Here is a 13,281-nt window from a genome sequence, read left to right as displayed (position 1 = left end):
CGCTCCGCTCGTGGCCGACCAGCGTAGCCGCAAGCGACGGGCCGGCGGCATGACGCACGTCACCCTCCGCCCGGGGCGGCGGCCCGGACCCGTACCGCGCCCGCCGCCCCGGACCGGAGATCAGGACTTGCCGCGGCCGCTCACGAAGTCGCGGGCCCGGTCCACCAGGCCGGCACCCGGTGCGAGGAGTTTGCTGGCCATGGGGCTGCTCGGCGCGGCGGGGTGCGGGCGGGTGGGCGCCATGGCCTTGGCACGGCGGATCTTGTCACCGAGATCGTCCAGCTGCTGCGCGGTACAGGCTCTCCTCAGCATCGGGAAGAGGTTGCTCTCCTCGTCCTGGACGTGGGCGGCGACCTCCTCCATGAGCTGCTGCAGGAGCGGGCTCATCTGTACGTCATCGGTGCTCATCCTCTCCAGCCGCTTGAGCATCTTCTCGACGCGGCCGTGGTCCTCGATCTCCTTGTCCGCCATCGGCCCGCCGCCCTCGACGTGCTTGCGTACCGCCGGATAGAGGTACTGCTCCTCGGCGACCGAGTGCCGCACCAGCTCGATGGTGATCTCGTCGATGAGATCGCGGAGCTCCTGCCCGGTGCCGGTCATGGCCTGGATCCGGGCGAACATGCCCTCCACCTCGCGGTGGTCGGCCATCAGCTCGTCGATCACGTTCCCGCCGTGTCCCATGTTGCCTCCATGTGTGTTCGGGCCGGGCCTGTCCGGCCCGAAGCGATCGGTTCCCCGTCGAACGCACGGGCGCCCGGCCGCACGGCGCGTCTCACCCGCTCGGGGGAGGCGGCCGCCCCGCGCCGCTCCAGGAGGAAGCGATCCGGCGCAGGGCTTCGGCCGGGGTCAGGGCAGGGGGGTTCCGCCGGTGGCGTTGACGATCTCGCCGGTGATGTACGAGGCCTGGCCGGAGGCGAGGAAGACGTAGGCGGGTGCCATTTCCGCCGGCTGCGCGGGCCGGCCCAGCGGTGACTGTTCGCCGAACTTCGTCGGGTCGGGCATGGTCGCCGGGATCAGGGGGGTCCAGACCGGACCGGGGGCGACGGCGTTGACCCTGATGCCGCGCTCGGCGAGCATCTGGGCCAGGTTGTGGGTGAAGGAGATGATCGCGGACTTGGTCATGGCGTAGTCGAGCAGATGCGGGCTGGGCTGGTAGCCCTGCACCGAGGCGGTGTTGATCACCGAACCCCCGCGCGGCATGTGGGCCAGAGCGGCCTTGGTGAGCCAGAACATCCCGTACAGGTTGGTCTTCATCACCCGGTCGAACTGCTCGGTGGTGATCGCCTCGATCCCGTCCGGCTGGGCCATCTGGTAGGCGGCGTTGTTGACGAGCAGGTCGATGCCGCCCAGCTCGCCCACCGCCTTGTCGACGAGGGCAGTGCACTCGTCTTCGTACCGGATGTCGCAGGCCACGGCCACCGCCGTGCGGCCCGCCTCCCGGATGAGACGGGCGGTCTCGTCGGCCTCCTCTGCTTCCTCGGACAGATGGGTGAAGACGACATCGGCGCCTTCCCGTGCGAAGGCCAGGCAGACCGCCCGGCCGATCCCGGAGTCACCTCCGGTGACCAGCGCCTTGCGGCCGTTCAGCAGGCCGTGGCCCCGGTAGGTGTCCTCGCCGTGGTCGGGGCGGGGGTCCATCGCCTCCGTCGAGCCGGGATGGCTCTGGTCCTGCTCGGGGAACGGCGGGCGGGCATGGAGCGACACGGGATCGGTGAGGCGGGGCTGGTCGTGCGAGGGCATTGCGGTCTCCTTCCGGCACGGTCAGCGAGGGGAGTCGGGCAGGGGTCGGTGCTGCGTCATGTGCCGCGTCTAACCCGTGCCGGGCAGACCATGCCACGGGATCCCGCCCGGGCCGGCTGACGTGGGGCGCCCTCCCCGTTGTGGCGGCGTGGCCTGCGCGCCGGACACGGGCCGAAGCGGGAAACTGTCGGCACGGCCACCTCGTCATCTGTCCCGGATGAAGGACCCGCCATGCCCTTGACCCACCCCCTCGACGCAGGCGCGCTCGTCGCCCGGCACGCCCCTGCCCCGGCCGTGGCCGGGCCGCGTCCGTGAACGGCGGTCGCGTTCGCGGTGGCCGTCCGCCGGGCCGCGCGGCGGGAGGCGGCGATACGGGCCGCACGGCGCTCATCGTGATCGACATGCTCAACACCTACGAGCACGAGGACGCCGAGGTGCTGGTGCGGTCCGTCCGTGAAGCCCTGCCGGGCGTAGCGGCGCTGCTGCGGCGGGCGAGGGAGGCCGGAGCGCCGGTCGTCTACGTGAACGACAACTTCGGCCGCTGGCGCTCCCACCACGGCGAGATCCTCGAAGCCGCCCTGGCGGGCCGTTACTCCGACCTGGTGGAGCCGATCGCACCGGACGAGGAATCCCTGTTCGTCGTCAAGGCACGGCACTCGGTCTTCTACGAAACGCCCCTGGCCTACCTGCTGGGCCAGCTCGATGTACGCCGGGTGGTGCTGTGCGGGCAGGTGACCGAGCAGTGCGTGCTGTACTCGGCCCTCGACGCCCACATCCGCCACCTCGAGGTCGTCGTGGCCCTCGACGCGGTCGCCCACATCGACGCCGCTCTCGCCGAAGCGGCCCTGCGCATGATGGAACGCAACATGTCGGCCGAACTCCGTCCGAGCGGCGAGATCACCTTCGAGGGCGCCCCTTCGGGCTGACGGCGGGCCCGGACGACACCGGCCGGTCCGGGACACCCGCTCGTACGGCAAGGGTGACGGCCGTCGTCCACGGGGACCAACGCGAGATGCGGGAACGCCCCGGGTGCGCACACGATGGCCGTGTACGCACCGTCGAGGAAGGGATTCGTCGTGCCCAGAGGATCAAGCCCCAAGCGCGAGCGCCAGTACGAACACATCAAGGAATCCGGCGAGAAGCGCGGTATGTCCGAGTCCCGTGCCGAGGAAATGGCCTCCCGCACCGTGAACAAGGAACGCGCGCGATCCGGCGAGAGCAAGACCTCCAGCCGCAGCTCGACCCAGGGCGCATCCGCCTCCCAGCGGGGCGGCCAGAAGTCCGGTGGCGGCGGCTCGTCCGAGCGGACCAAGGACGACCTCTACCAAGAGGCGAAGAAGCGCGGCATCGAGGGCCGCTCGAACATGACCAAGCAACAACTGAAGAACGCCCTCGGCCGCTGACCCCGGCCTCCAGGTGAGTGACCGTTTCGCTCCCGTCGGCGTGTGCGGGGCCGGGGCGGGGGAGCACCGTGCGAAGGTGCTCGGGCCTCCGCCAGCACTCGCCAGTCAGGAGTCATCCGGTGCTCGAACGCAAGCAGCTCAAGGGCCGCACGCAGGTCACTTTCGTTCTCCCCGCCGACCACCCGGAGGGTCCGGTCAGCGTCGTGGGCGACTTCAACCACTGGAACCCCGCCGCGCACCCGCTGCAGGACCGGGGCGACGGCATGCGTGCGGCCACGGTGGTCCTGCCCGCGCACCGGGGCCACTCCTTCCGCTACCTGGCGGCCGGCGGCTACTGGTTCGACGACGACCAGGCCGACGGCCATGACGGCACCAACAGCCGCGTCAACACCTGACGGGGAGTGCCCCGCATGGATGCGATCGTGCTGCTGCGCGAAGACCACAAGACCGTCGAGAAGCTGTTCAAGCGCTTCGAGAAGACCTCCGACGACGACACGGCCGAACGCCGCCGGATCGCCGACGAGGTGATCGAGGAGCTCACCGTCCACGCCTGGATCGAGGAGGAGTTCTTCTACCCGGCGGCCCGCGAGGCCGCACCGGACACGACGGACCACATCCTGGAGAGCATCGAGGAGCACCACGCGGTGGTGTGGATGCTCTCGGAGATCAAGGACATGGACCCGGCCGACGAGCGGTTCAAGGCCAAGATGAGCGTGCTGATGGAACAGGTCCGCCACCACGTCGAGGAAGAGGAACAGGACTGGTTCCCGGAGGTCCGCAAGGCGATGGGCCGCAACCGGCTCACCGAGCTGGGCGGTGAGCTGGAGGCCGGGAAGAAGCAGGCCCCCCGCGACCCGCTCGCCGTACCCAGCGCCGACTCGAAGTGATCCGATCACGGCACCGGGCATCCGGCCGCCCCCTGAGCGGACTGGTCCTGGCGGCCGCGGCGGTGCTCGCGGCCGCCGGGTGCGGGGGCCCTGGGGCACGCCAGGACGCCGCGGCCGCGGCGGGATCCGCCTTCGAAGCCGCCGTCGCGGCCGGAGACCACGTCCGGGCCTGCGGGCTCCTGGCTCCGCAGACCCGCAAGCAGCTGGAGCAGGACGAGCACAAGGCCTGTCCCGCCGCGCTCGCGTCGCAGGAGCTGCCCAGGACGCACGGTGTCCAGGGGGTCGAGGCGTACGGGCGGCAGGCGATGGTGCGCATGGCGGGCGACGACACCCTGTTCCTGTCGCTGTTCACCGGCGGCTGGAAGGTCGTGGCCGCCGGCTGCACACCGCGGCCCGACCGGCCCTACGACTGCCTGCTCAAGGGAGCGTGAGGCGTGCGCACGCTCTTCGTCACCACCCTGGCGGTCATCCTGGGCGGGCTCGGCTACTTCATCACCATCGGGGTGCTCCAGCGATGACCGCCGGCCGCGAAACGCGCAGAGGGTTCTGGCGGGAGAACAGCCTGACCCTCGCCTTCGGCACCGCCTTCCTGGTGGTGCTCGTCTGCCAGGCCATCTCCGGGCACGCCGAGTTCAACGAACAGATGACGGTCGACGGCCTCCAGCCGCTCGGCTTCGGCGACTACCTGACGTCATCGGACTTCGCCGTGGACGTCACCGAGAACTGGCAATCGGAATTCCTGCAGTTCTTCCTCTACATCTTCGGCACCGTCTACCTCGTCCAGCGCGGCTCCCCGGAGTCCAAGAAGGTCCACAAAGCCGGCAGCGAAAGCGAGCAGGAGCAGCGCATGGGCGACCACGCACGCCCTGACTCGCCCCGCTGGGCGGGCACCAAAGACTGGCGCCAGGCCTTCTACGCCCGCTCCCTCGGCACCGTCATGGGCACCCTGTTCGTCCTCTCCTGGCTGGGCCAGTCCATCACCGGCACCGCCGCCTACAACGGTCGGCAGCTGCGCCAACTCGAGGACCCCGTCAGCTGGGCCGGATACGTCGCCACCCCCGACTTCTGGAACCGCACCCTGCAGAACTGGCAGTCCGAACTCCTCGCGGTCGCCGCCATGGTCGTCCTGTCCATCTACCTCCGCCAGCGCGGCTCCCCCGAATCCAAGCCGGTCGGCGCCGCCCACACCACGACCGGCGTCGAAGGCTGACCAGCGGGATGCCGGGCCCCGAGGGGATACGAGGGCGTCGGACGCGCGGCCGGCGTCAGAGGGCCGCGCGGACACCCTCCGTCAGAGCCGCAGCAAAGATCGGCTTCCGCGCGGAAGGAACGCGTCAAGAAATACCGGGGCCGGACGGCTCGCGTGTGCCGGCGGTCAGCCCGTACGCGGGAGCCGCCCGGCCGGTCGCCCCCTTGTCGGTCAGGTGACCGCAGACGTCGGGAGCTCCGGTGACACCGGAGGGACGTCCCCCGCTATGGGGAGGGTGATGACCATGGTGAGGCCGCCGCCGGGGGTGTCCTCGGCGGTGAGGGTGCCTCCGATGGTCTCGGTGAAGCCGCGGGCGACCGCCAGGCCGAGGCCCACGCCCGCGCCGCGCGGGGCGTCGCCGTGCCGCTGGAACGGTTCGAAGATGCGGCTCTTGGCTTCGTCCGGGACACCGGGCCCGCGGTCGACCACGCGCAGCTCGACACGGCTGGCGAGCGCGCTGGCGCAGACGTGGACGGGCCGGCCCTCGGGGCTGTACTTGACGGCGTTCTCCACGATGTTGGCGACGGCCCGCTCCAGGAGGCCGCGGTCCACGGCGACCATCGGCAGGGTCTCGGGGATGTCGAGCGCCACGCTGTCCTCGGGGACGCCGCCCAGGGCCATGGGGACGACCTCGTCGAGGCCGGTCTCCCGGATCAGCGGGGCGACGGTGCCGGTGTTGAGCCGGGACATGTCGAGGAGGTTGCCGATCAGGGCGGCGAGGCGGTCGGCTCCGTCCTCGATGCCTTCGAGGAGTTCGGCCCTGTCGTCCTCGGACCATGCGACGTCGGCGGAGCGCAGGGAGCTGACGGAGGCCTTGATGCCGGCGAGCGGGGTGCGCAGGTCGTGGCTGACGGCGGCGAGCAGCGCGGTGCGGATGCGGTTGGCCTCGGCGAGTTCGCGGGACTTCTCGGCCTCGTCGACGAGGCGCTGGCGGTCGAGTACGACGGCGGCCTGGGCGGCGAAGGCGCCCAGGACGCGGCGGTCCTCGGCGGGCAGGACCCGGCCCGTGAGGGCGAGGGCCATGGTGTCGCCGATGGGCAGGTCGACGTCCGCGTCCTCGGGCCGGCTGACGGGACTGCCGCCGACGGACGCCGCCGTCGTCCAGGGGTCCACCTCGCTGCCGCGCTCCAGGAGGGCGACCGACTGCATGGCGAAGGTCTCCCGGAGCCGTTCGAGGAGCGCGTCGAGGGAGTCCTCGCCGCGCAGGACGCTGCCGGCGAGGAAGGAGAGGATCTCGGATTCGGCGCGCAGCCGGGCGGCCTGGTGGGTACGCCGGGCGGCCTGGTCCACGACCGAGGCCACCGACACCGCCACCCCGACGAAGATCGCGATGGCGACGATGTTCTTCGGGTCGGAGACCGTGAACTCGTGCAGCGGCGGCGTGAAGTAGTAGTTCAGCAGCAGGGATCCGAACGCCGCCGAGGCGAGCGCGGGCAGCAGGCCGCCGACCAGGGCCGCCGCCACCGTGAACGTGAGGAAGAGCAGCATGTCGTTCGCGAGACCGAGCTCGGGGACGAGCCGGCTCAACAGCACGGTGAGCAGCGCGGGGCCGGCGATACCGGCGAGCCAGCCCCAGATGATGCGCGAGCGGCCGAGCCGTGCGCCCCGGGCGACGGGCAGACCGCGGCGGCCCTTGGCGGCCTCGTCGTGGGTGACGATGTGGACGTCGAGGTCCGGGCCCGATTCGCGGGCGACCGTGGCGCTGACGCCCGGGCTGAACGCGTACTGCCAGGAGCGGCGGCGGCTGACGCCGAGGACGATCTGGGTGGCGTTGCAGCCGCGGGCGAACTCCAGGAGCGCGTCGGGGATGCTGTCGCCTATCACGTGGTGGAAGGTGCCGCCCAGGTCCTCGACCAGGGTGCGCTGGACGGCCAGCTCCTTGGGCGAGGCGGAGGTGAGCCCGTCGCTGGCGGCGATGTAGACGGCCAGGACCTCGCCGCCCGCACCCTTTTCGGCGAGCCGGGCTGCGCGGCGGATGAGCGTGCGTCCCTCAGGGCCGCCGGTCAGGCCCACGACGATGCGCTCGCGGGCCTGCCAGGTGGAGCGGATGTCGTGCTCGCCCCGGTACTCCTGAAGGTACTCGTCCACGCGGTCGGCGACCCAGAGCAGCGCCAGCTCGCGCAGCGCGGTCAGGTTCCCCGGGCGGAAGTAGTTCGAGAGGGCCGCGTCCACCTTGTCGGGCTGGTAGACGTTGCCGTGCGCCATGCGCCTGCGCAGCGCCTGCGGGGACATGTCGACCAGCTCGATCTGGTCGGCGTGGCGTGCGACCTCGTCCGGGACCGTCTCCCGCTGGCGGACGCCGGTGATCGTCTCGACCACGTCACCCAGTGATTCGAGATGCTGGATGTTGACGGTCGAGACGACGTCGATGCCGGCCTGGAGCAGCTCCTCCACGTCCTGCCAGCGCTTGCCGTTGCGCGAGCCCGGCACGTTGGTGTGCGCGAGCTCGTCCACGAGGGCCACGGCGGGGCGGCGGGCGAGGATCGCGTCGACGTCCATCTCGGTGAACGTCGAGCCGCGGTACTCCAGTTCGCGCCGCGCGACGAGTTCGAGGCCGTGCAGCATGACCTCGGTCCGCGGGCGGCCGTGGTGCTCGACGAAGCCCACGACGCAGTCGGTGCCCCGCTCGACGCGGCGGTGGGCCTCGGAGAGCATCGCGTACGTCTTGCCGACGCCCGGTGCCGCGCCGAGGTAGATGCGGAGCTTGCCGCGTCCCATGTTCAGACTCTTCTTCTCTGTCGAGGATCGACGATCAGGCGGGGGATCAGGGTTCGAAGCGGTAGCCCATGCCCGGTTCGGTGATCAGGTACCGGGGGTGCGAGGGGTCCGCTTCGAGTTTCCGGCGGAGCTGGGCCATGTATACGCGCAGGTAGTTGGTGTTCTCCCCGTAGGTCGGTCCCCAGACTTCCAGCAGGAGCCTGCTCTGGGTGATCAGCCGGCCCGGGTGGGTGATGAGGATTTCCAGCAGGTGCCACTCGGTCGGGGTCAGCCGCACCGTGCGTTCGCCCCGGTGCACCTTCTTCGCGACCAGGTCGACGGTGAACTCGTCGGTCGTGACGACGGCGACCTGGTCGGCCTGGGAGCCGGCGGCCGGCTCCTGCCTGCGGGCGGCCGCCCGCAGCCGGGCCAGGAGCTCGTCCATGCTGAACGGTTTCGTCACGTAGTCGTCCGCTCCGGCGTCCAGCGCCCGGATCTTCTCCTCCGAGGTGTGACGCGCGGACAGCACCAGGATCGGGACCCGGCTCCAGCCGCGGACCCCCTTGATGACCTCGACGCCGTCCATGTCCGGGAGGCCGAGGTCCAGCACGATGACGTCCGGCCTGTGGGCGGCCGCGAGCCGCAGGGCCGCGCCTCCGTCGGGGGCCTCCTCGACGTCGAACTTGCGCGCCTGGAGATTGATCTTCAGTGCGCGGACGAGCTGAGGGTCGTCCTCCACCACCAGCACCCGGGTCATCGGTGTGCAGCCTTTCCTTCGTTGTTCGGGCGCGGTAAGGGGCCGGCGGAGCACGGGAGTTCCGCGCCCCGCCGGCCCCCGGCCCGTGCGAGGGGGAACATCAGCTCTTGGCCAGTGCCTTGAGGGCGGTGTTGAGTTCGAGGACGTTGACGCGGGGTTCGCCCATGAAGCCGAGGGTGCGGCCGGTGGTGTGGTCGGCGACGAGCTCTTCGACCTGCTTGACGTCGAGCCTGTTCCGCTCGGCGACCCGGTGGATCTGCAGCCTGGCGTAGGCGGGGGAGATGTCCGGGTCGAGGCCGGAGCCGGAGGAGGTGACGGCGTCCGCCGGTACGTCTTCCGGCTTGACCGTGTACGAGGCCGTCGTGTTGTCCGCGACGACCGCGGCCTTGGCGTCCTTGACCAGCTTGACCAGGTCCGGGTTGTCGGCCGCCTTGTTGGTGGCTCCCGAGAGGATCAGCGAGTACTGGGTGTTGACGCTGTTGGAGCCGAGGCCGTTGGAGGGGCGCGGCTGGAACCACTTGAGGTCCGGCCTGGCGGCCTCCTCCGGGTCGTCGGGGTTCTGCTTGGGGAGGTCGTAGGTCTGGCCGATGAGGGAGGAGCCGACGACCTGGCCGTTCCTGTCCTTGATCTCGGAGCCGTTGGCCTGGTCACCGAAGGCGACCTGGGCGATGCCGGTGACGGCCAGCGGGTACAGGACGCCGCAGACGACCGTCAGGACCAGCAGCGCGCGCAGGCCGGCCCCCAGCAGACGGGCGGTGTTTCCTACGGAGTTGTTCATGGCTCAGCCGATTCCGGGGATGAGGGAGATGAGCAGGTCGATGATCTTGATTCCGATGAACGGGGCGATCAGGCCGCCCACGCCGTACAGGCCCAGATTGCGGCGGAGCATCCTGTCGGCGCTGGTCGGCTTGTACTGGACGCCCTTGAGGGCGAGCGGGACCAGGGCGATGATGATCAGCGCGTTGAAGACGACCGCGGACAGGATCGCCGACTCGGGCGAGGACAGGCCCATGACGTTGAGCTTGTCGAGGCCGGGGTAGACCACCGCGAACATCGCGGGGATGATCGCGAAGTACTTCGCGACGTCGTTGGCGATGGAGAACGTGGTCAGGGCGCCCCGCGTGATCAGCAGCTGCTTGCCGATCTCCACGATCTCGATCAGTTTGGTGGGGTTGGAGTCCAGGTCCACCATGTTCCCGGCCTCCTTGGCGGCCGAGGTGCCCGTGTTCATCGCCACGCCCACGTCCGCCTGGGCGAGGGCGGGGGCGTCGTTGGTGCCGTCGCCGGTCATCGCGACCAGCTTGCCGCCCGCCTGCTCCCGCTTGATGAGGGCCATCTTGTCCTCGGGCGTCGCCTCCGCGAGGAAGTCGTCGACACCCGCCTCCTCGGCGATCGCCTTGGCCGTCAGCGGGTTGTCACCCGTGATCATGACGGTCTTGATGCCCATGCGGCGCAGCTCGTCGAACCGCTCCCGCATGCCCTCCTTGACGACGTCCTTGAGGTGGATGACACCGAGGACGCGGGCGCCCTCCTCGTCGTTGACGGCCACCAGGAGGGGGGTGCCGCCCGCCTCGGAGATCTTGTTGGCGAGGAGGTCGGCGTCGTCGGAGACCATGCCTCCCTGTTCCTTGACCCAGGTGATGACGGAGCCGGCAGCTCCCTTGCGGGTCTGCCTGCCGTCCACGTCCACGCCCGACATCCGGGTCTGGGCGGTGAAGGAGATCCACTCGGCGTGCGACAGCTCGCCCTGGTGGCGCTCGCGCAGCCCGTACTTCTCCTTCGCCAGGACGACGATGGAACGGCCCTCGGGCGTCTCGTCCGCGAGGGACGACAGCTGGGCGGCGTCCGCCAGCTCGGCCTCCGTCGTGCCCTCGACCGGGACGAACTCCGAGGCCTGGCGGTTGCCGAGGGTGATGGTGCCGGTCTTGTCGAGCAGCAGCGTGGAGACGTCACCGGCGGCTTCCACCGCGCGCCCGGACATGGCGAGGACGTTGCGCTGGACCAGGCGGTCCATGCCCGCGATACCGATCGCGGAGAGCAGCGCGCCGATGGTCGTCGGGATCAGGCAGACGAGCAGGGCCGTCAGTACGATCATCGACTGCTCGGCACCCGCGTAGATCGCGAACGGCTGGAGCGTGACCACCGCCAGCAGGAAGACGATCGTGAGGGAAGCGAGGAGGATGTTCAGCGCGATCTCGTTGGGCGTCTTCTGCCGTGCCGCGCCCTCGACCAGGGCGATCATGCGGTCGATGAAGGTCTCGCCGGGCTTGGTGGTGATCTTGACGATGATCCGGTCCGAGAGGACCTTCGTGCCGCCGGTGACCGCGCTGCGGTCGCCACCGGACTCGCGGATGACGGGCGCGGATTCGCCGGTGATGGCGGACTCGTCCACGGAGGCGACGCCCTCGACCACGTCACCGTCGCCGGGGATGATGTCGCCTGCCTCGCAGACCACCAGGTCGCCGATCTTCAGCTCGGTGCCCGGGACCTGCTCCTCGCCCTTGCCGTCCTTGGTCAGCCGGCGGGCGACGGAGTCGGTCTTGGCCTTGCGCAGGGTGTCGGCCTGGGCCTTGCCCCGGCCCTCGGCCACGGCCTCGGCGAGGTTGGCGAAGATCGTGGTCAGCCACAGCCAGACGGTGATGGCCCAGCCGAACCAGTTCGTCGGGTCCAGACAGGCCAGCACGGTGGTGACCACCGAGCCGATCAGGACCACGAACATGACCGGCGACTTGATCATGACGCGCGGATCGAGCTTGCGGACGGCGTCCGGGAAGGAATTCAGAAGCTGCTTCGGATCGAACAGGCCGCCGCCCACGCGTCCGGCGCCCGGCTTGTGTCCGGTGGGCACGTCCTGGTGCGGAGCCCTGGTGGGTGTGGCGGTGCTCATGATGCGAGCCCTTCAGCGAGCGGACCCAGCGCCAGGGCCGGGAAGTAGGTGAGACCGGTGACGATGAGGATCGTGCCGACGAGCAGGCCGGTGTAGAGCGGCTTGTCGGTACGCAGGGTGCCTGCCGTCTCGGGGACGGGCTTCTGCTCGGCGAGCGAGCCGGCCAGCGCGAGGACGAAGACCATGGGGAGGAAGCGGCCCAGCAGCATGGCGATGCCGATCGTGGAGTTGTACCACTGGGTGTCGGCGTTCAGGCCGGCGAAGGCGGAGCCGTTGTTGTTGGCCCCCGAGGTGTAGGCGTAGAGGACCTCGGAGAACCCGTGCGCGCCGGAGTTCAGCATGGAGTGGGGCGGGGTGGGCAGGGCCATGGCGGCGGCGGTGAAGCAGAGCACGAGGGCTGGGGTGATGAGGATGTAGCAGGCCGCGAGCTTGATCTCGCGGGTGCCGATCTTCTTGCCCAGGTACTCCGGCGTCCGCCCGACCATCAGACCCGCGATGAACACCGCGATGATCGCCATGACCAGCATGCCGTAGAGGCCGGAACCGACACCGCCGGGCGCGATCTCCCCGAGCTGCATGCCCAGCAGCTGGATGCCGCCGCCGAGGCCGGTGAAGGAGGAGTGGAACGAGTTGACCGCGCCGGTCGAGGTCAGCGTGGTGGCGACGGAGAAGATCGCGGACGCGCCGATGCCGAAGCGGGTCTCCTTGCCCTCCATCGCCCCGCCCGCGACCTCGAAGGCCGGGCCGTGGTGGGCGAATTCGGTCCACATCATCAGGGCGGTGAAGCCGAGCCAGATCGTCGCCATCGTGGCGAGGATCGCGTAGCCCTGGCGCAGGCTCGCGACCATGCGGCCGAAGGTGCGGGTCAGCGCGAAGGGGATGACGAGGATGAGGAAGACCTCGAAGAGGTTGGAGAAGGGGGTGGGGTTCTCGAAGGGGTGGGCGGAGTTGGCGTTGAAGTAGCCGCCGCCGTTGGTGCCCAGCTCCTTGATGACCTCCTGCGAGGCGACCGCCCCGCCGTTCCACTGCTGCGTGCCGCCCGCGAACTGGCCGACCTCGTGGATGCCGGCGAAGTTCTGGATGGCCCCGCACGCGACCAGGACCAGGGCCCCGATGACGGAGATGGGGAGCAGGACGCGGAAGGTGCCGCGTACCAGGTCGGCCCAGAAGTTGCCCAGTTCACCGGTACGGGACCGGGCGAAGCCGCGTACGAGGGCCACGGCCACGGCCATGCCGACGGCGGCGGAGACGAAGTTCTGCACCGCCAGGCCGCCGGTCTGCACGACGTGGCCCATCGCCTGTTCACCGGCGTACGACTGCCAGTTGGTGTTCGCCACGAACGAGGCGGCGGTGTTGAAGGCCTGGTCGGGATCGATGGCCTGGAAGCCGAGCGAGCCGGGCAGGATCCCCTGGGCGCGCTGCAGGGCGTAGAGGAACAGGACGCTGACCGCGGAGAAGGCGAGGACACCGCGCAGGTACGCGGGCCAGCGCATCTCGGCCGTCGGGTCGGCGCCGATCGCCTTGTAGATCCACTTCTCCGGGCGGTAGTGCTTCTCGGAGGAGTAGACGCGGGCCATGTAGTCGCCCAGGGGGCGGTAGGCCAGCGCGAGCGCTGTCATCAGCGCGAGGAGCTGGAGCACACCAGCGAGAACGGGACTCAT

The 13,281-nt window shown here is 70.2% G+C and carries 13 protein-coding genes; 6 read left to right on the top strand and 7 right to left on the bottom strand.

Going from position 1 to position 13,281, the window contains the following annotated elements; translation table 11 throughout:
• Positions 1–120 precede the first annotated feature (120 nt).
• Both BX286_RS06330 and BX286_RS06325 read right to left on the bottom strand, forming a co-directional pair.
• Entirely contained in the window at positions 121–681 is a 561-nt protein-coding gene (locus tag BX286_RS06330) for a hemerythrin domain-containing protein (protein ID WP_079424522.1), read from the bottom strand.
• A gap of 165 nt (positions 682–846) precedes the next feature.
• Complete coding sequence (locus BX286_RS06325) at positions 847–1,740, bottom strand: glucose 1-dehydrogenase (protein ID WP_079424521.1); 894 nt, start codon at positions 1,738–1,740, stop codon at positions 847–849.
• Between the two features lie 389 nt (positions 1,741–2,129).
• On the opposite strand from BX286_RS06325, the gene BX286_RS06320 reads away from it, so the two are divergent.
• The 6 genes from BX286_RS06320 (at position 2,130) to BX286_RS06295 (ending at position 5,240) form a co-directional block, all read left to right on the top strand.
• Entirely contained in the window at positions 2,130–2,666 is a 537-nt protein-coding gene (locus tag BX286_RS06320; RefSeq protein ID WP_398898876.1) for an isochorismatase family cysteine hydrolase, read from the top strand.
• A gap of 150 nt (positions 2,667–2,816) precedes the next feature.
• Positions 2,817–3,143, top strand: coding sequence for a plasmid stabilization protein (locus BX286_RS06315; RefSeq protein ID WP_079431579.1), 327 nt, complete (start codon positions 2,817–2,819; stop codon positions 3,141–3,143).
• Between the two features lie 119 nt (positions 3,144–3,262).
• Positions 3,263–3,538, top strand: a complete 276-nt coding sequence (locus BX286_RS06310; RefSeq protein WP_079424519.1) for an isoamylase early set domain-containing protein — start codon at positions 3,263–3,265, stop codon at positions 3,536–3,538.
• Between the two features lie 15 nt (positions 3,539–3,553).
• Complete coding sequence (locus BX286_RS06305; RefSeq protein ID WP_079424518.1) at positions 3,554–4,030, top strand: hemerythrin domain-containing protein; 477 nt, start codon at positions 3,554–3,556, stop codon at positions 4,028–4,030.
• The gene (locus BX286_RS06300; protein WP_261993372.1) at positions 4,027–4,461 is read left to right on the top strand and encodes a hypothetical protein; all 435 of its coding nucleotides are present in this window, start codon (positions 4,027–4,029) and stop codon (positions 4,459–4,461) included. Before BX286_RS06305 ends, BX286_RS06300 begins: the two co-directional genes overlap by 4 nt.
• Before the next feature lie 83 nt (positions 4,462–4,544).
• On the top strand, positions 4,545–5,240 hold the full coding sequence (locus BX286_RS06295; RefSeq protein ID WP_079424515.1) for a DUF6766 family protein: 696 nt from the start codon (positions 4,545–4,547) through the stop codon (positions 5,238–5,240).
• Between the two features lie 210 nt (positions 5,241–5,450).
• Here BX286_RS06295 and BX286_RS06290 read toward each other — a convergent pair whose 3' ends face one another.
• The 5 genes from BX286_RS06290 to kdpA form a co-directional block, all read right to left on the bottom strand.
• Entirely contained in the window at positions 5,451–7,997 is a 2,547-nt protein-coding gene (locus BX286_RS06290) for a sensor histidine kinase KdpD (RefSeq protein ID WP_121014701.1), read from the bottom strand.
• Positions 7,998–8,043: 46 nt separating this feature from the next.
• Positions 8,044–8,733, bottom strand: a complete 690-nt coding sequence (locus BX286_RS06285; RefSeq protein ID WP_079424511.1) for a response regulator — start codon at positions 8,731–8,733, stop codon at positions 8,044–8,046.
• A 100-nt stretch (positions 8,734–8,833) separates the two neighbouring features.
• Positions 8,834–9,511, bottom strand: a complete 678-nt coding sequence (locus tag BX286_RS06280; protein WP_079424510.1) for a potassium-transporting ATPase subunit C — start codon at positions 9,509–9,511, stop codon at positions 8,834–8,836.
• A 3-nt stretch (positions 9,512–9,514) separates the two neighbouring features.
• Entirely contained in the window at positions 9,515–11,620 is a 2,106-nt protein-coding gene (kdpB, locus tag BX286_RS06275; protein ID WP_121014700.1) for a potassium-transporting ATPase subunit KdpB, read from the bottom strand.
• The gene (kdpA, locus tag BX286_RS06270; protein ID WP_121014699.1) at positions 11,617–13,281 is read right to left on the bottom strand and encodes a potassium-transporting ATPase subunit KdpA; all 1,665 of its coding nucleotides are present in this window, start codon (positions 13,279–13,281) and stop codon (positions 11,617–11,619) included. The genes kdpB and kdpA overlap by 4 nt, the downstream gene beginning before the upstream one ends.

This window comes from Streptomyces sp. 3211.6 (assembly GCF_003634815.1).
Lineage (GTDB): Bacteria > Actinomycetota > Actinomycetes > Streptomycetales > Streptomycetaceae > Streptomyces > Streptomyces katrae_A.
Note: the sequence above shows the minus strand (reverse complement) of the source record. Positions and strands in the feature narration are given on the sequence as shown.

What these genes read in the sequence shown, in the direction of transcription:
- BX286_RS06330 (WP_079424522.1), bottom strand. Translation starts at nt 681, where the DNA reads ATGGGACACGGCGGGAACGTGATCGACGAGCTGATGGCCGACCACCGC.
- BX286_RS06325 (WP_079424521.1), bottom strand. Translation starts at nt 1,740, where the DNA reads ATGCCCTCGCACGACCAGCCCCGCCTCACCGATCCCGTGTCGCTCCAT.
- BX286_RS06305 (WP_079424518.1), top strand. Translation starts at nt 3,554, where the DNA reads ATGGATGCGATCGTGCTGCTGCGCGAAGACCACAAGACCGTCGAGAAG.
- BX286_RS06295 (WP_079424515.1), top strand. Translation starts at nt 4,545, where the DNA reads ATGACCGCCGGCCGCGAAACGCGCAGAGGGTTCTGGCGGGAGAACAGC.
- BX286_RS06290 (WP_121014701.1), bottom strand. Translation starts at nt 7,997, where the DNA reads ATGGGACGCGGCAAGCTCCGCATCTACCTCGGCGCGGCACCGGGCGTC.
- BX286_RS06285 (WP_079424511.1), bottom strand. Translation starts at nt 8,733, where the DNA reads ATGACCCGGGTGCTGGTGGTGGAGGACGACCCTCAGCTCGTCCGCGCA.
- BX286_RS06280 (WP_079424510.1), bottom strand. Translation starts at nt 9,511, where the DNA reads ATGAACAACTCCGTAGGAAACACCGCCCGTCTGCTGGGGGCCGGCCTG.
- kdpB (WP_121014700.1), bottom strand. Translation starts at nt 11,620, where the DNA reads ATGAGCACCGCCACACCCACCAGGGCTCCGCACCAGGACGTGCCCACC.
- kdpA (WP_121014699.1), bottom strand. Translation starts at nt 13,281, where the DNA reads ATGAGTCCCGTTCTCGCTGGTGTGCTCCAGCTCCTCGCGCTGATGACA.